The following is a 14,666-nucleotide window of genomic DNA, read 5'->3' on the forward strand; positions in this document are numbered from 1 at the left end:
AAATCCCGGCCTGGGCTTTTTGTGCGGAGCCACATCGATATGACCTGTAGCCACATCGGCGTGGACGGACGGTCAGTCCTCCAGACGGACCGGCATCAGGACCGAGAAGGCGCCCTCGTCGTCGGGCCGGCGGATCGCGATCGGCGCCGTGGGGGCGCTCACCTCCAGAGCCAGCCGGTCCCCGGTGCCGGCAGCCAGCGCGTCCAACGCGTCCAGCAGGAAGGCACGGTTGACCCCCACGCGGTGCGAAGCGCCCACACCGTCGCTGTCGCCATCACTGTCGGAGCAGAGGGCGACCGTGCCGTCGTCCTCGACCCGCAGCACACTGAGGTCCGCTCCGGCCTCCCCGGAGCGGACGGGGCCGGTCTCCAGGGCCTCCCGGAAGGCCGCCACGTCGACGAGGGCACGGCGCCCGCCGTCGACGGGGAGGAGTCGGCGGTAGTCGGGGAAGTCATGGTCGAGGCACTGACCGGCCGCCTGCCCGTCCCCGGCGTCCAGTGTCACGCGGTCACCGTCGACAGCGAGGCGTGCGGCTCCCCCGCCGCCCGACAGCGCCCGCATCGCGTCGACGAGCGGGGTGGGCACGACGACCTGGACCCGGCCCTCGTCGTGCCCGGTGATCCCGGCCCGCGCGACGGCCATGCGGTACCGGTCGGTGGCCACGGTCCGCAGGTCCCCGCCCTCGATGTCGAACAGGACCCCGCCGAGCATCGGCAACTCGGGGTCGGTACTCACCGCGAAACGGACCGTGTCCAGCGCGGCCGCCAGCTCATGCGCGTCGACGGACAGCCGGACGGAGGCGATACGGAGCGAGGTCATGACGTTCTCCCTGTGATCGAGTAGCGCTCGGAGTGCGGAGAACTCGCCGCGGGCGTCCGACAACCTCTGTCCGAGCCGGTGCAGATGCGCCTTGAGCAGCTCCCGGACCAGATCACCGTCCGCGGCCGACCAGCCGGCCAGCACCAGCCGGATGTCCGCCAGCGGCATACCGGCCCGCCGCAGACGAGCCAGCAACCGGGCCTCCTCGAGCTGCCCGGGTGCGTACCAGCGATAGCCACTCACCGGATCCACCCAGGCCGGCACCAGCACCCCGGCACGGTCGTAGAACCGCAGGGCACTCACACTCAGGCCGCTGTCACCGGCCATGTCGCCGATGCTGCGCATGTCGTTCTCCACACCCGGCACTCTCATCCCTGAACAAGGTCGAGGGTCAACCCGGCCTCCCCCGGGCGCAACGCCGTCAGCGCGGCCGCCGTACTGACGCACTCGCCGCGCGACGCCAGTGAGCCGGGCCGTGCGACGGTGACGGCCGTGACGGCTGGGGAGGGCTGAGGACGGCATGCTCAATCGGCTTCGGTGAGGCGATATTTCTTCGTCTTGCCTTTGGGCATGTGGATGACGACCCACCCGTCCTTGATGACGTACAGGTAGCCGTGGTTGCGCGCCCGGTAGCCGTCAGTGGTGGGCTCGGCAGGGATGGTGATCTGCTCGGACTTCTTGTGGCGGGCGTCCGGGTGGCGCCAGGTGCCGTTGTAGTAGATCTTTCCGCTCACGGTCCGGCACAGCCGGATGATGTTCGATTCTGTCTTATAGCTGTGCAGCAGTGTCGCTCCGGCGCCGTCCGGGATGTGGGCGGTCACGGCAGCGGGACAACGTGGTCCGGCCCGGAGTGGGAGCGCGGAGGACGGATCGGCGGAGTTGTCCATGAACCAGAAAACGCCGCCTCCGATCATCGCCAGCGCCACCACCAGTCCCGTGACGACCCACGATGTGCTGCCGCGTCGGCGGGTGCGCGCGCGGGTGCAGGCGGCTGACGTCGGGGGGCCACCCGCGGCACCGGCTGCGCGGGCGGCGGGACGGGTGTCTGTGGCCGCCGTTGCCCTTGCGGTTGAGGGTGGGGCCGGGGCCTCTGGAGCGGAAGGGCGTTCGCCGGACTCTGCCCCGGTCGCGGGGCGGCCCGCTGGCGCTGGACCCCCCGTCGGTGTTGGGAGTCGTACTCGTCCAGGGCGCGCAGCGCGTCGTCACGGTAGGAGGGCGGGCGGCCGGCGACGAGGAAGGCCATGTGCAGGGCGTGATGCCAGTCGGCCGCGCTGGGCCGTGTGCTCGTCGAGTACGGGTCGTCGAGCGCGCGGCCGAACATCTGTCGTAGCGTCGGGTCCAATCGGCCGGGGAATCCGGAGGGCTTGATCCACTGCCCCTTCCGGGGACCTTGCGGCCAGCGCGGACCGCCCGGATTGAGGAACAGACCGCGGTAGAGCACCAGGGCGAGGGCGAAGCGGTCGCTGTACCGGTCGTGTGCCGGGATCACGCCGGCGATAACGCGGGGATCCGTCCACTCCTGCGTGGCGACCCCGTGCGTGGCCGACTTGCTCCAGGAGGTCAGCCCGTCGCAGTCGATCAGATAGGCGTGTGTGTCCTGTCCGCGCCACACGAGGTTCTTCGCGGACAGGTCCCCGTGGGTGAGCTTGAGATCCTCCAGCTCCCTGAAGATGTCGCACACGCGCAGCAGTACACCGACGCGTACCCGAGCCTCGGGTGGTGGCGGCTCGGCCCGGGCCAGGTAGAGGAAGTCGAGCGTACGGGCCGCCTGACGGCCGTCCGCGTCCGTGTACATGAAGGACTGCGGAATGAGGGGCAGCACGACGCCCGCCACACTGCCGCCCTTGCCGTGGATCACGTCGATGGGCCAGTTGATGGACGATTCGGCGGTCGTGGCGAGCCCGCCGCGTACCGCGGAGCCCGTGCCTCTCTCGGCGCGGCGCACGGCCTCCGCGCCGAGGAGAGCCAACTCGTGCAGCCGGTGGACCTCGGACGTCGCGGACACGGGAGCCTTGTACTCCTTGTAGACCCGCTCCACTCCGTCCTGGTCGGTGCAGTGGTACAGCAGCCCTTGGCCGCCGTCCTTGTTGAAGGGGTGCGGCGCGACCTGGTATCTGCGGCCGAGCCTGCTGTTCATGGCGCGCATCGGTCATCCGTCCCGCGACTGCCGTGACCACACCACGAGAGCGGTCCGGTCGTCGTGCGAGCCGCGGCGCCGGTAGCGCAGCGAGTCCGCCATCGCGGCGGCGTCGCAGGGCTGTGCCCAGCGTTCGGCGAGCCAGGCGCGTACCGCGGGTGAGCCGAAGGCGTCCTCGGCCAGCCCGTCCGAGGCCAGGATCAGACAGTCGCCCCGGCTCTCCTCGGCCATCACGCTGCTCGCCGCCGCGCGGGCGGCCGACGATCTCGACACCGCGCTGGAGCCCGTCGTGACCCTTGAGTTCGTCCAGCTCTCCGCACTGGACCTCGACGACCGCCTTCCGCGCCGACCCCTCTCCCGCCACGGTCGAAGCCGAGGCCGAGGAGGCGCTTGCCGTGCTCATGCTCGTCCTCCGCCACCGGCTGCGAGCCGGGGACCCGGCCGGAGACGCTTTGCGCGCCGCGCAGTTGTGGATGCTGGACCCGCGGCGGACCGTGCCGGACGAACTCGCCGCGTGCGACGCCGTGTTCAGGGAGGCGGAACAGCGCGGCATGGACGAACTGGAGGTGTGGTCCGCCTTCGCCCACCACGGGCAGTAGCCGAGCCGGGCGGCTCAGGGCGCCGCGTCGTCGACGCCCAGGTCACCATGCGTCATCGTTCAGGCCCCGCTGGCCGGCTTCTCGGCCCGACCCTCACGTCGGCATCCCCCGCTCCGCCAGCCCGCTCTCGTACGCGATGATGACCAACTGAGCACGATCACGCGCCTGCAGCTTCGCAAGGAGGCTGCTCACGTGGGTCTTCACCGTTGGCAGGCTGATCACCAGTTGCCCCGAGATCTCCGCGTTCGACAAGCCGTTCGCGATCAGCACGAGCACCTCCTGCTCCCGCTTGGTGAGGCCGACCAGTCGCGGGGCCGCCCGGGTCGTTTCGTCGGTACGGGAGAAGTTCGCGATCAGGCGGCGGGTGACCGTGGGGGCCAGTACGCCCTCGCCCGTGGCGATGACCCGGATGCCGGCGACCAGGTCCGCCGGTGAGACGTCCTTCAGCATGAAGCCGCTCGCGCCGGCTTGCAGGGCCGGGTAGACGTACTCGTCCATGTCGAACATGGTCAGGGCCAATACACGGACCGTCGTCAGCGTTTCGTCCGAGCAGATCTCCCTCGTCGCTGCGATGCCGTCCATGACCGGCATGCGGAGGTCCATCAGGACGACGTCCGGCTTGAGTTCGCGTGCGAGTTGCACGGCCCTGGCGCCGTCCTCGGCCTCGGCTATCGCCTTCATTCCCGGTGTCGAGTCGATGAGGAGGCGGAAGCTTCCGCGCAACAGGGCCTGGTCGTCCGCGATCAGGACCCTGACCGGCGCGTCCGCCATTCCGTGTGCCTCGTCCCTCACCTGCCGGCAACTGCTGTTCATCGAGCTCTCGAGCCTTGCGATGCTAACAGTCCTGTTCTCCTCAACTGCCGTGTTGCTGTTGTTCGTCGAGCATCAGCTCCCCCGTCCCCGTGTCCCCGACCGTGACCGTCGCTCCGTACGGCTCCGACAGTGCGGCGAAGTCCGTGAGGATCTCCTTCGCCGCTGTCGGGGCTGCCATGCGCGGGCGGCCCCTGCGGTGGACCGGGTGGCCGAAGCCCAGTTCTATCGGGTGGAGGCGGGCTTCGGTCAGCTTGCCGTCGTCGAAGGTGAGGACCGGGGCGAGTGTTTCCCAGTACTGGCGGTGCGGGGCGAACAGGCGGCGGTCATGTGCGCTCAGTTCGGCGAAGTAGCGGCCTGGTGTGAGCTGTTCGGCCGTGGGGACCTTTGCGTAGTCCTCCGCTGGGATCCGGTCCGCAAGGTCGATCTGGCTCACGATGTTGCCCAGGCTGTAGAAGATCGGTTTCCGGCGGTAGAGCTCCACTCCGCGGAGTCGGTGCGGGCCGTGGCCGACCACCATGTCGGCGCCCTCGTCGATCATCCGGTGGGCGAACTCCCGTAGGAACTCCCCGGGGGTTTCCGGTGTCGGGCCCGGCTCGTGGGAGTGCACGCTGACCATGACCAGGTCCGCTCGGCGTCGGGCCTCGGTCACCCACCGGGAGATCTCGTCCAGGTCCTTCGGGTCGCATGTGGTGGTGAAGCCCGGGGCGTCCGCGGCCTGGAAGCGGGTTCCGAACAGGGTGAGCCGGTCGGGTGCGGGCATCGCGGGGTCGAAGCCGAGGAGTGTGCGGGCCTCGGCCCGGCGGGCCCGAAGGCCTGTCTCGCCGTCCATCTCCCTGAGCAGGTCCAGTTGGGTGGGCGTCACCTGAAGGGTTGCGTGGTGTCTGAGCGGGTTCAGGCCCGGGCGGCCCGGCAGGTCCGGAGACGGGTGCGCCGCCTCATGGCCGGCCAGGAACGTCGTACTGCACGAGATCAGAGCCAGGCTGCCGCCGGGGCGGTCCACGTAGACCGGTCGGCGGGCGGCGGTGAGGTCGGGGCCGATCCCCGCGAAGGGGATTCGCTTCGCGTCGAGGAGGTCCACGGTGCCCAGGACGCCGTTCGTGCCCAGGTCCAGCGCGTGGTTGTTCGCGCAGCCGAGCACCGTGAAGCCCATCGCCGTGATGTCGTCGATCACTGTGGGGTCCGCTATCAGGCCGCCGCCGCTCGCCGCGTTGTGTACGGGGTGGCCTGCGCCCGTCGCAGGGACCACCTCCAGGTTGGTGAAGGCGAAGTCCGTGGCCCGCAGCACCTCCCGGAGTTCCTCCGCGGCAGGGTCGGACGTGATCAGCGCTCCCCTGGTCGCCATGCAGTCGCCGGAGAGCGCCACCGTCAGCCGTGTCATCCCCGGGCCTCCCGCACCGCGCGGGTCAGCGAGGCCGCAGCGTCCGGTCCGGTGACCTCGATGCGGTCACCGTCGACCATGACTGTCGGGGTCAGCGCGACCTTCCGGGAGGCGGCCGCATCGGAGACGTACGTCACCCAGGGGGTGTAGAGGGCCTCCTGGACGCACTTCGCGAAGCCCTCGTCGGTGATGCCGGCCTCCTCTCCGGCCGCGATCAGCTGGGCCTCGCTGAGCCCCGGTCCGCCCTCCGGGGGCTGCTGGTCGAACAGCACCGCGGAGTACTCCTCGAACCTGCCCTGGTCCGCCGCGCAGGCCGCCGCCGACGCCGCCCGGGTCGAGTAACCCTCGGGGCTGCTGCGACCGTCGAGGAAGGTGACCGGGTGGTAGACGACGCTGACGTCTCCGGCCGCCTTCAGGGTCTCCAGTTCGGCGGCCAGGGCCTTCTCCGTGTTGCGGCATTCGGGGCAGAGGTAGTCGAGGTAGAGGTCGATCCGTATCGCGCCCGACGAGGCGGCCAGCCCCGCCTTGTCGGCGGTCGCCCCGGCGGGGACCCGGGCCGGTGCCTCGCCGGGCTCGGTGTTGTTCGCCCGGACGAGGCCGGCGCCGACGAGCGCGGCGGCGACCACCACGACGGCGGCCACGAGCGACACCAGCAGGGTGCGCCGTCGGCGGTGACGCCTGCGCACCATCTCCCGCACCATGGTGTCGGTCGGCTGTATGTCTGTCACTCCTTGACTCACTCCTTCATGTCCAGGACCCAGCGGTCCAGCGCGTACCGGGTTCGTGGATTGCGGACCAGGAAGGCGGCGGCGCCGAGGAAGACCAGGTCGCGTGCGATGTCGATGACGTAGCCGCGTTCGGCACCGCTCGTCAGGGTGCCCCCGCTGCTGAAGCAGCCGCAGTCGATGGACAGTCCCCTTGCCCATACCGAGGTGATGGCGGCTATGTACATGGCCATCAGGACCGCGGTGGCGACCGCCACCGCCCTGGTCGCCAGGCCGACGATCAGGAGCAGGGCGAGCGCCAGCTCGATGAACGGCAGGACACCGCCGACGAGTTGGGCGGATTCGTCGGGGACGATCCGGTAGAGGGCGACCGTGCGGCCAGACTCCGTGAGATCGCGTATCTTCACCAGGCCCGCGTAGCCCAGGACCGCCGCCAGGAGGAGCCGTGCGGCCATGCCCACCCAGGACCTGCGCACCCACGCCTTCATGGCGTGCACCGCGTGAACTCCCCTCCCCCTCACGGCGTACGGGAGAACCGGTAGGTGGCCAGGCTCAGCGCCACGGCCGTGATGGCGGCCAGCAGGCCCAGCTCCGCGAGCACCGGCGGGTTCCAGTCGCCGAGCAGCAGCCGGGTCTGTTCCGAGGTGAGGCTGTCGGGGCCCGGCAGGGTGCGGCGGACCGCGTCGACGCCGTACGTGAGCGGGTTCAGCTTGACCACGGCGTCGAGCCAGCCCGGCAGACCGTTCGGCGGGAACATCGCGCCGGAGAAGAACATCAGCGGCATCATGCTGAGGTTCACCACGATCTGGAAGGTGTCGACCTGCTTGATCGTGACCGCCGCGAGCAGCCCGAACGACGTGAACATCAACGAGACGAGCAGCATCTCCAGGAGCACGAGCAGGAGCATCGGGGTGTAGCTGATGCTCGCGATGCCTCCGACCGACAGGACCATGAGGCCGTAGATCCCGCCCGTGGTGGCCCCGCCGAGCGCGAGGCCGAGCACGATGCTGGAGCGCGGGAACGGCGAGACGAGCATCTGGCGGAGCACGCCGAGTCTGCGGTCCCACACGAGGGAGATGCCCACCGCGATCGCCAGCGCCTGTACGGACATGACCAGCACGCCGGGGAACAGGTAGGCCCGATAGTCGTTCAGCTGGGCCTTGCCGAGGGTGGAGGAGGCTGCGTCGAGGCCGGTGCCCAGGACCACGAGAAACAGCAACGGCGTCACCAGGCCCATCGCGAGGCGTACCGGGTTGTGCCGCAGCCGTGTCATCTCACGGCGCCAGAGCAGCGCGTACGGTCTGAGTGCGTTGCTCCGCCGGTCGGTGGGCGGGCTGCCGGGGGTGGTGGTCCTGTCCGTGGGTGCGAGCGGTGCCGTGTCGGTCCGGCTCATCGTCGTCCCTCCCCGATGTTGCTGAGTGTGCGCGCGTTCGGCGCGTTCTCCCTGATGGCGGACCCGGTGTGGTGCAGGAAGACGTCGTCGAGCGTCGGTGAGGCGACGGTCACGGAGCGGACGGTCAGGCCCAGTTCCGTGCAGAGGCGCGGGACGAGGGTGGCGCCGTTCGACACCCGCAGGCGCAGTCCGTCCGGCCCGGGTTCCGCCGTCAGGCCGAAGCGATCGGACAGGGCTTCCACGGCGCTGGGGTCGTCCTCCGTGCGCAGGACGACGAGGTCGGCGCCGATGATGGACTTCAGCTCCGCAGGCGTGCCCTCGGTGATCACCTTGCCCCGGTCGATGATCGCGATCCGGTCGCAGTGCTCGGCCTCCTCCAGCTGGTGCGTGGTGAAGAAGACCGTGATGCCCTGCTCCCGCCGCAGCCTGTCCAGGTGTTCCCAGACGGCCGCGCGGGTCTGCGAGTCGAGGCCGGTGGTCGGTTCGTCGAGGAAGAGGACGCGGGGTGAGCCGAGCAGACCGCGGGCGATCTCCAGGCGACGCCGAAGACCGGTGGAGAACCGCTGGACGGGGATGTCGCCGCGCTCGGTCAGTTCCATCATGTCGAGCATCGCGGCGATCGCGGTCCGTGCCTCGCGGCGGCCGAGCCCGCACAGGTCGGCCTGGAAACGGAGGTTCTCGGCCGCGGTGAGGTCCATGTCGAGCGTCGACTCCTGGAAGACGATGCCGATCCGGCGGCGGACCTCGGCGGGCCGGGCCGCCACGTCGAAGCCGGCCACTTCCGCCCGGCCCGCCGTGGGTCTGAGCAGCGTGGTCAGCATGCTGATCGTGGTCGTCTTGCCGGCGCCGTTCGGGCCCAGGAAGCCGAACGTGGCGCCTTCGGGCACCTCCAGGTTCAGGCCGTTGACCGCCGGTGAGGTGCCGTAGTACGCGTAGAGGCCCTCGGCCCGGATCGCTGTCATGAGCGGCTCCTTCCGTCGGGGCACCGCACCGCCAGGACGGTCCGGAACACGCTCAGCTCGCCCGGCTCGTCCACGGGCCGTCCGTCGACCTCGACCCAGGCGTGCGCGCCGAAGGGCTGGATGCGGAACCCGGTGCACCAGTCGGCCCACCTGCCCCGGGCCCGGACGAGCAGGAGCGTGGCCACGGAGCGCTGGAGGCAGCCGAGGCCCGCGCAGCGGGTGCTGACGGAGACGACCGAACGCCGGGCGCGCGCCACCTCGCCGTACGCGGCGGGCCGGGTGCCCTTGCGGATCACGCGCAGCACCCGTTGCAGCCGGGCCGGAGGCAGCCGGACCAGCAGGCGGGCCGCGCCGGCCGCGCATCTGGGCGCGATCTGACGGTGCAGCGGGAGACGTGGAGCCTGTTCCGCGACGGCGGGGGTGGTCACGGCGACACCTCCAGGAGGTTGGCCGCGCTCAGCGACTCGATGAGGGCCATCACGTCGTTGTGCGCCTGCTCCTCGCTGACCGGGGCGACCTCGGACAGGCTCGCGGCAGTCGCGTCGGGGGTCGCTCCTTCGAGGAGTCTGCGCAGGATGGCGGAGCCTGACTGGTTCAACTGCCAGTAGCGGCCCCGGCGCCCGTCGAGCAGGACTGCGCCGGTCTCCACGGAGGTGAGGGTGACGTCGCGGGCAAGGCTCAGCTTCACGTGCGTTCTCCCGTGTCGTGGGGGTGTGGCTGGGAGTGCGTCCGGAGCCAGCTCTCGCACGCCACGGTGGTCTCGATCGGGTGGAGGTGATGGGACATCGGCCCGGGGTTGAGCACCGCGGACCGGAACGCCGCCGGGTCGATGAGCCCGAGCCTGGCGAGTTGCGAGTCCTCGCAGAGTTCCAGGAGCCGGGCCCGGTTGCGTTCGAGGCCCCGGAACGCCTCGGCGCTGAACTCGCCCTTGTCACGGCGGTCGAGGATGTCGGCGGGCACGATGCCCCGTACGGCGGAGGTCAGCAGGGGCTTGAACCGCCCCGCCGCCAGGCGCTGGTCGATCCGGGTGGACAGCGCCGCCTCCAGTACGCGGTCGTCGAGGAAGGGCGCGTCCCAGACCATGCCCGTGTCCGCGACGACTGTGTTGACCTGCCGGACCGTCTTCCCCTCGAAGACGATCGAGGCGAGCGCCTGGTGGCGGGCCCGGTCGGCGTCCAGCGGTTCCGGTGTCCCGGTGGCGGCCGTGGTGAACAGCTTCCGTACGGCGGCCACGGCGTCCGGTGTCGCCCAGGCGGGCATGCGGGGCGCGAACACCCAGCCGAAGTCGGGTTCGTCGAGCCGTGCGGGCGGAGTACTGATCCGGGCGGCGACCGAGGTGAGGTTCTGCGCGAACGTCGACCGGTCCGCGAGGGCCCGTAAGGTCGCGCCCAGCGACCAGCGATTGGCGAGCCGGTAACGGTTCACCAGCTTCAGCCCGCTGCCCGGGTTCGCGCGGGCGAGGGACCAGGCGCAGGCGGGCATCCGGCCGAACAGCTCGTCCCCGCCGAAGCCGGTCAGGTGCAGGAACGAGCCGTCCGTCGTGGCCCGTTTCGCCAGGTCCCGGACGTGCGCGAGCCCGGAGGCCCAGGTCGAGGGACCTTCCGGGGCGAGGTGCGTGTGGTCGGTGGTGTATCCGACGTCGAAGAGATTCTCGGCGCGGTCCGCGGACAGCATGTGGTGCCGGGCCTGCGGGAGCATGGCGGCTGCCTTGCGGGCCCAGGCGGTGTCCTCGTTGGCGTGGTCGAGCGGCATGACGTGATACGTGACCAGGTCGGCGCCCGCCTCGTCGGCGAGGAAGCACAGCGAGGTCGAGTCCAGACCGCCGGACAGATCGGCACTGATCGTCCGGTCCGGGCGTACCCGGGTGGCGATCGCCTCGGACAGCGCAGAGCGGACGGCTTCCGCGCCCTGCGCGAGCGTCAGGGACGCCTCCGGCAGCCGCCACCAGCGCCTCTGGCGTGACCGTCCGTCGGTGTCCAGTTCGAGCCAGTGCCCGGTGGCGAGCGTGTCGATGCCCCGGCGGACGGTGCGCAGGGAGAGCGGCCAGGGTGCTCCGCCGGGCGCCAGCAGCCGGGCGGCCAGCACCGTCTCGTCGAGGCCGGCATCGGTGAGGCGCAGCAGCGGTTCCATGCCGCTCGCCGCGACCGTCACCCGGTGGACCTCGGCGGTGAAGATCTGTCGTACGCCGGCCACGGACCCCTGGACGCGGGTCCTGCCGTCCATCGAGACCGCCAGATGGAAGAGTCCCGGCAGCCGGGACGCGAGCGTGTCCACGTCGTGCAGGGAGCGCATCCGGCCGAGCGCGGCCGTCGTTGCCGCCCGGTCCAGCCGGGTGCGGCCGAGGAGCGCCATCCGGCGCGGGCCCGCTTCGACCACCGTGACCTCGTCCTCGGGCCAGGCACCGACGATCCAGGGCCGCCCCGACGCGTGGTCGATCCGCTGTGCCGCCCTCAGCTCCGCGGCCGACCGGCCGGCGGCGGGGCAGTCCGGAAGAACTGTGAATTCCATGTCGCCTCGTTCCCCGGGCGGTGCCGGTGCGCCGAAGCGCACCGGCACCGGTGTGATCACCAGAAGCAGACGATGGCGTAACCACAGCCGGCGAAGTCGTCACAGCTACCGACGCCGAGGCACTTGGTGAGCTCGTCGAAGTCGCCGATCTCCTGGAGGGCGGGGGGCTCGTAGATCGCGGACATGGTTTCCTCCCAGATGGTCGGGTCGCTCGGGCCGACCAGTTCGGCCCGTGACCTGTCTGGGAACCTACGAGGCGGCATGTCCCACCGGCATGGGACAGATGCCTCACGCGCGTCCCGTCACGCGTCCCATCGCCGGTGCCGGAGATAGCCGGCGGTCAGCGCCGCGGCCGTCCACACGAGCAGCACCGCGAATCCGGTGTGCGCGTCGTGCGACTGGACGGCGAGCATCCGCATGCCCGCCTGGTCGGGGAAGTACCGGGCCACTTCCTTCGTCGCTCCGATGACGGAGAGGATCTGGGTTCCGGCGAGCACCATCGGGAGCAGTACGGCCAGGGGCAGGACGGCGCTGCGGGCCGTCGCGGCCACACCTGCCGCGAACAGGCTCATCAGCGTCAGGTAGACCACCGCGCCGGCCAGGGCGCGCGGGACGCCGCTCGCGTCGATCGAGGAGCCGTGGGAGCCGAGGGCGGCCTGGGTGACCAGGTAACTGACGACGATGACGGGGGCCGCCACAGCCGCGGCGGCGAGGGCGGTGACGGTCATCTTCGCCGCGTAGAGCCGGCCTCGCCGGGGAACGGCGAGCAGCGAGACGCGCATCATGCCCGAGGCGTACTCGCTGGAGACGATGAGGACGCCGAACACGAGCAGGGCGAGCTGGCCGTAGAGGATGCCGTCCAGGCCGGCCTGCTCGGGGGTGAAGTCGGAGCGGAGCCCAGGGCTGTCGGACTCGATCGCGCCCTTGGCGGACCAGCCGCCTAGGGCGGCGATGAAGACGCTGACGGGGACGAACAGGAGCAGTGCGACAAACGTGCCGCGGATTCCGCGCACCTTGGTGAACTCGGCCCGGATGGCCGCGGCCGTCTCAGACATGGGTGTTGCTTCCTTCGTCGCTGGTGAGCTTGAGGAAGGTGTCCTCAAGGGATGCCGTGTGGGTGCTCAGCTCTTCGAGCGGGAGCCCGCTCGCCGCGGCCAGTCGGCTGATCTCGGCCGCCGGCAAGCCGTCGACCTCCAGGCTGCCGTCCGGTGCGAGCCTCAACTCAGCTCCCTTCTTCTCCAGTTCGGTGTTGAGCCGCAGAGGTTCCGATGTCCGAACCCGTACGTAGGTCCTACCGTGACGCTGGATGAATTCCGACATACCGGCCTCCGCGAGGAGTCGCCCGCGGTTGATGACGACCAGTTGGTCCGCGACCATCGACATCTCGGTCATCAGGTGGCTGGAGACGAGCACGGTCCGGCCCTCGGCAGCCATCGAGCGCAGCAGTTCGCGCAGCCACCGGATGCCCTCCGCGTCAAGGCCGTTGACCGGCTCGTCGAGCACCAGGACCGGCGGATCGCCGAGCAGGGCCGCGGCCAGGCCGAGCCGTTGGCCCATACCGAGGGAGAACGTGCCGATCCGCCGCCGGGCCGCCGCCGTGAGACCGACAGTCTCCAGGACCTCGCCGACTCGCTTCCGGGCGATCCGGTTGCTCTGCGCGAGCCACAGCAGATGGTTGGCGGCGGTCATCCCGCGGTGCGGGGCCGACGTCTCCAGCAGGGCACCGACATGCCGGGCGGGGTACCTCAGTTCGTGATAGGCGCGGCCTTCCACCGTCGCGGATCCGGTGTCGGGGCGGGTGAGGCCGAGCACCATCCGAAGCGTCGTGGACTTCCCGGCTCCGTTGGGGCCCAGGAAGCCGGTGACGGTTCCCGGCCGCACCGTGAAGGTGAGGCCGTCGACGACGGTGTGCTGCCCGTACCGCTTGGTCAGGTTCTGGACGTCAATCACACGGTGAGTCTCGTCGGGCGTCCCGCCGACCGCATCGGTCCCGAGGCTGGACCGCCGGACGGCCTTCGCGCCCCGGACCCATACCTGCGGATGAGTCCGGGTCAGTACGGCAGCGTGGCCAGGACCCGGAAACCTCCGCCCGGGACGGGTCCGGCGCTGAGTGTGCCCCCGTGTGCGGCGGTCCGTTCCTTCATCCCGACGAGGCCCATTCCGCCGCCGGGCACGGTCGGCCGATGCCCCGCCCCGGGACCGTCGTCCGCGACGTCGATCACCAACGTGCCCTGCCCTGCCGAGAGATGGACCCGGCAACCGGTGGGCGCGGCATGCTTGACGACGTTGGTCAGGGCCTCCTGCACGATCCGGAACGCGGACAGCGCGACCCCGTCCGGAGGTTCCTCCGGACACATGGACCGCAGGTCGACACGTACGCCGGCCGCCTCGGCCGTGCGGGCCAGGGTGGGCAGGTCCGACAGCCCGAGAGCCGGCCGGAGGTCCTGGGCGTCGCCGTCCGGCTCCCGGCGCAGCACCCTGATGGTGGCCCGCATGTCGCTCAACGCTCTGCGGCTGATGTCCTCGATCACCTTGAGGGCCTCTTGTGCCTCTTCCGGGTGGGTGACGACGACGTGGTTGGCGACTGCCGCCTTGATCGCGATCAGGCCCACGCTGTGGGTGACGACGTCGTGGATGTCGCGGGCGATGCGAAGGCGTTCCTCGACCTTCGCCTGCTCGGCAGCGTGCTCGATGGCACGCCTCGTGCTCTCCCGCCGTTCCCTGACGGCCGCGCCCGCCGCCCAGGTGGCGCCGAGGACGAGCAGCCCGAACAGGACCTGCACGACCCTGGTCCCGCCCTGGTAGCTCTGTCCTCCCGTCGCCGTGAGCAGGACGGCTCCCACCGCGCAAAGGCCGGTGATGAAGGCTGCGGACAGCCCCGGCCGTTGTCGCCTCGTCGTGGCCACCACGTACAGGGCGTACGCGGTGGCGAGAAATGGGATCGGTCCGACGCCGACGGCCAGCGCCACGCAGGTGGCGGCCAGGACAAACCCGAAGACCGGCACGGGCCAGAGCCGTCGGACGACCAGCGGAAGCGCGGTGCTCAGAGAGAGCAGCCACAAGGTGGCGCCGTTCACTCCGCCGGCGAGGTCCGGCCGCAGCACGGCCACCTGCGGGAGCAGTGCGAACCCGAGTGCGGCCGGCACGTCGAGCATGATCAAGCGCCGTCGCGGGAGATCACCCATGCCGTTGAACGTATTCGGTCGGTTCACGGTATGTCCAACGTAATGGCGTGATGACCGCTCTACGGCGAGACGGATTCACCCTTGCTGTGAGTTCACTGTGCCTTCGAATCGCCACGTCACCCTTATCCGGCGGGTGCCCGAAAACCC

General features: G+C 70.6%; 18 protein-coding genes. 1 reads left to right on the forward strand and 17 read right to left on the reverse strand.

What is annotated here, in order from left to right; translation table 11 throughout:
• Positions 1-72: 72 nt before the first annotated feature.
• The 4 genes from PYR72_RS21515 to PYR72_RS21530 all read right to left on the reverse strand — a co-directional run bounded on the left by PYR72_RS21515 (position 73) and on the right by PYR72_RS21530 (position 3,229).
• Positions 73-1,164 carry a MerR family transcriptional regulator gene (locus PYR72_RS21515; RefSeq protein WP_275456816.1) on the reverse strand — a complete coding sequence of 364 codons (1,092 nt, stop codon included), beginning with the start codon at positions 1,162-1,164 and terminating at the stop codon, positions 73-75.
• A 179-nt stretch (positions 1,165-1,343) separates the two neighbouring features.
• Positions 1,344-1,745 (reverse strand): hypothetical protein, encoded by a 402-nt coding sequence (locus tag PYR72_RS21520; protein ID WP_275456817.1) that lies wholly within the window; start codon positions 1,743-1,745, stop codon positions 1,344-1,346.
• Positions 1,730-2,965, reverse strand: a complete 1,236-nt coding sequence (locus tag PYR72_RS21525) for a hypothetical protein (RefSeq protein ID WP_275456818.1) — start codon at positions 2,963-2,965, stop codon at positions 1,730-1,732. The genes PYR72_RS21520 and PYR72_RS21525 overlap by 16 nt, the downstream gene beginning before the upstream one ends.
• 3 nt (positions 2,966-2,968) lie before the next feature.
• Positions 2,969-3,229 (reverse strand): PP2C family serine/threonine-protein phosphatase, encoded by a 261-nt coding sequence (locus PYR72_RS21530; RefSeq protein WP_275456819.1) that lies wholly within the window; start codon positions 3,227-3,229, stop codon positions 2,969-2,971.
• Positions 3,230-3,252: 23 nt separating this feature from the next.
• Here PYR72_RS21530 and PYR72_RS21535 point away from each other — a divergent pair, with 23 nt between their 5' ends.
• Positions 3,253-3,555, forward strand: a complete 303-nt coding sequence (locus PYR72_RS21535; protein WP_275456820.1) for a hypothetical protein — start codon at positions 3,253-3,255, stop codon at positions 3,553-3,555.
• Positions 3,556-3,648: 93 nt separating this feature from the next.
• Here the strand turns inward: PYR72_RS21535 and PYR72_RS21540 are convergent, their stop codons facing one another.
• The 13 genes from PYR72_RS21540 to PYR72_RS21600 form a co-directional block, all read right to left on the reverse strand.
• Positions 3,649-4,326 carry a response regulator transcription factor gene (locus PYR72_RS21540; RefSeq protein WP_275456821.1) on the reverse strand — a complete coding sequence of 226 codons (678 nt, stop codon included), beginning with the start codon at positions 4,324-4,326 and terminating at the stop codon, positions 3,649-3,651.
• A gap of 82 nt (positions 4,327-4,408) precedes the next feature.
• The gene (gene mslH, locus PYR72_RS21545) at positions 4,409-5,746 is read right to left on the reverse strand and encodes a lasso peptide C-terminal Trp epimerase (protein ID WP_275456822.1); all 1,338 of its coding nucleotides are present in this window, start codon (positions 5,744-5,746) and stop codon (positions 4,409-4,411) included.
• Entirely contained in the window at positions 5,743-6,474 is a 732-nt protein-coding gene (locus PYR72_RS21550) for a thioredoxin domain-containing protein (protein ID WP_275456823.1), read from the reverse strand. Before PYR72_RS21550 ends, mslH begins: the two co-directional genes overlap by 4 nt.
• 8 nt (positions 6,475-6,482) lie before the next feature.
• On the reverse strand, positions 6,483-6,959 hold the full coding sequence (locus tag PYR72_RS21555; RefSeq protein WP_275460480.1) for a MauE/DoxX family redox-associated membrane protein: 477 nt from the start codon (positions 6,957-6,959) through the stop codon (positions 6,483-6,485).
• 29 nt (positions 6,960-6,988) lie between these two features.
• Positions 6,989-7,864, reverse strand: a complete 876-nt coding sequence (locus PYR72_RS21560) for an ABC transporter permease (RefSeq protein WP_275456824.1) — start codon at positions 7,862-7,864, stop codon at positions 6,989-6,991.
• The gene (locus PYR72_RS21565; RefSeq protein ID WP_275456825.1) at positions 7,861-8,826 is read right to left on the reverse strand and encodes an ATP-binding cassette domain-containing protein; all 966 of its coding nucleotides are present in this window, start codon (positions 8,824-8,826) and stop codon (positions 7,861-7,863) included. The genes PYR72_RS21560 and PYR72_RS21565 overlap by 4 nt, the downstream gene beginning before the upstream one ends.
• A complete protein-coding gene (locus PYR72_RS21570) occupies positions 8,823-9,254 on the reverse strand; it encodes a lasso peptide biosynthesis B2 protein (protein WP_272173224.1) in 432 nt (143 codons plus the stop codon). Before PYR72_RS21570 ends, PYR72_RS21565 begins: the two co-directional genes overlap by 4 nt.
• The gene (locus tag PYR72_RS21575) at positions 9,251-9,514 is read right to left on the reverse strand and encodes a lasso peptide biosynthesis PqqD family chaperone (RefSeq protein WP_275456826.1); all 264 of its coding nucleotides are present in this window, start codon (positions 9,512-9,514) and stop codon (positions 9,251-9,253) included. Before PYR72_RS21575 ends, PYR72_RS21570 begins: the two co-directional genes overlap by 4 nt.
• Positions 9,511-11,334 carry a lasso peptide isopeptide bond-forming cyclase gene (locus tag PYR72_RS21580; protein WP_275456827.1) on the reverse strand — a complete coding sequence of 608 codons (1,824 nt, stop codon included), beginning with the start codon at positions 11,332-11,334 and terminating at the stop codon, positions 9,511-9,513. The genes PYR72_RS21575 and PYR72_RS21580 overlap by 4 nt, the downstream gene beginning before the upstream one ends.
• A gap of 56 nt (positions 11,335-11,390) precedes the next feature.
• On the reverse strand, positions 11,391-11,519 hold the full coding sequence (locus tag PYR72_RS21585; protein WP_272173227.1) for an aborycin family tricyclic lasso peptide: 129 nt from the start codon (positions 11,517-11,519) through the stop codon (positions 11,391-11,393).
• Between the two features lie 117 nt (positions 11,520-11,636).
• Positions 11,637-12,389 carry an ABC transporter permease gene (locus PYR72_RS21590; RefSeq protein ID WP_275456828.1) on the reverse strand — a complete coding sequence of 251 codons (753 nt, stop codon included), beginning with the start codon at positions 12,387-12,389 and terminating at the stop codon, positions 11,637-11,639.
• Positions 12,382-13,284 carry an ATP-binding cassette domain-containing protein gene (locus tag PYR72_RS21595; RefSeq protein ID WP_275456829.1) on the reverse strand — a complete coding sequence of 301 codons (903 nt, stop codon included), beginning with the start codon at positions 13,282-13,284 and terminating at the stop codon, positions 12,382-12,384. Before PYR72_RS21595 ends, PYR72_RS21590 begins: the two co-directional genes overlap by 8 nt.
• 101 nt (positions 13,285-13,385) lie before the next feature.
• A complete protein-coding gene (locus PYR72_RS21600) occupies positions 13,386-14,519 on the reverse strand; it encodes a sensor histidine kinase (RefSeq protein ID WP_275456830.1) in 1,134 nt (377 codons plus the stop codon).
• Positions 14,520-14,666: the final 147 nt, after the last annotated feature.

The organism is Streptomyces sp. VNUA24 (genome assembly GCF_029167005.1).
GTDB classification, from domain to species: domain Bacteria; phylum Actinomycetota; class Actinomycetes; order Streptomycetales; family Streptomycetaceae; genus Streptomyces; species Streptomyces scabiei.

Coding starts and splice junctions, on each gene's coding strand:
- PYR72_RS21515 (WP_275456816.1), bottom strand. CDS start 1,164: ATGCGCAGCATCGGCGACATGGCCGGTGACAGCGGCCTGAGTGTGAGT.
- PYR72_RS21525 (WP_275456818.1), bottom strand. CDS start 2,965: ATGCGCGCCATGAACAGCAGGCTCGGCCGCAGATACCAGGTCGCGCCG.
- PYR72_RS21540 (WP_275456821.1), bottom strand. CDS start 4,326: ATGGCGGACGCGCCGGTCAGGGTCCTGATCGCGGACGACCAGGCCCTG.
- mslH (WP_275456822.1), bottom strand. CDS start 5,746: ATGACACGGCTGACGGTGGCGCTCTCCGGCGACTGCATGGCGACCAGG.
- PYR72_RS21555 (WP_275460480.1), bottom strand. CDS start 6,959: ATGAAGGCGTGGGTGCGCAGGTCCTGGGTGGGCATGGCCGCACGGCTC.
- PYR72_RS21560 (WP_275456824.1), bottom strand. CDS start 7,864: ATGAGCCGGACCGACACGGCACCGCTCGCACCCACGGACAGGACCACC.
- PYR72_RS21565 (WP_275456825.1), bottom strand. CDS start 8,826: ATGACAGCGATCCGGGCCGAGGGCCTCTACGCGTACTACGGCACCTCA.
- PYR72_RS21580 (WP_275456827.1), bottom strand. CDS start 11,334: ATGGAATTCACAGTTCTTCCGGACTGCCCCGCCGCCGGCCGGTCGGCC.
- PYR72_RS21585 (WP_272173227.1), bottom strand. CDS start 11,519: ATGTCCGCGATCTACGAGCCCCCCGCCCTCCAGGAGATCGGCGACTTC.
- PYR72_RS21590 (WP_275456828.1), bottom strand. CDS start 12,389: ATGTCTGAGACGGCCGCGGCCATCCGGGCCGAGTTCACCAAGGTGCGC.
- PYR72_RS21600 (WP_275456830.1), bottom strand. CDS start 14,519: ATGGGTGATCTCCCGCGACGGCGCTTGATCATGCTCGACGTGCCGGCC.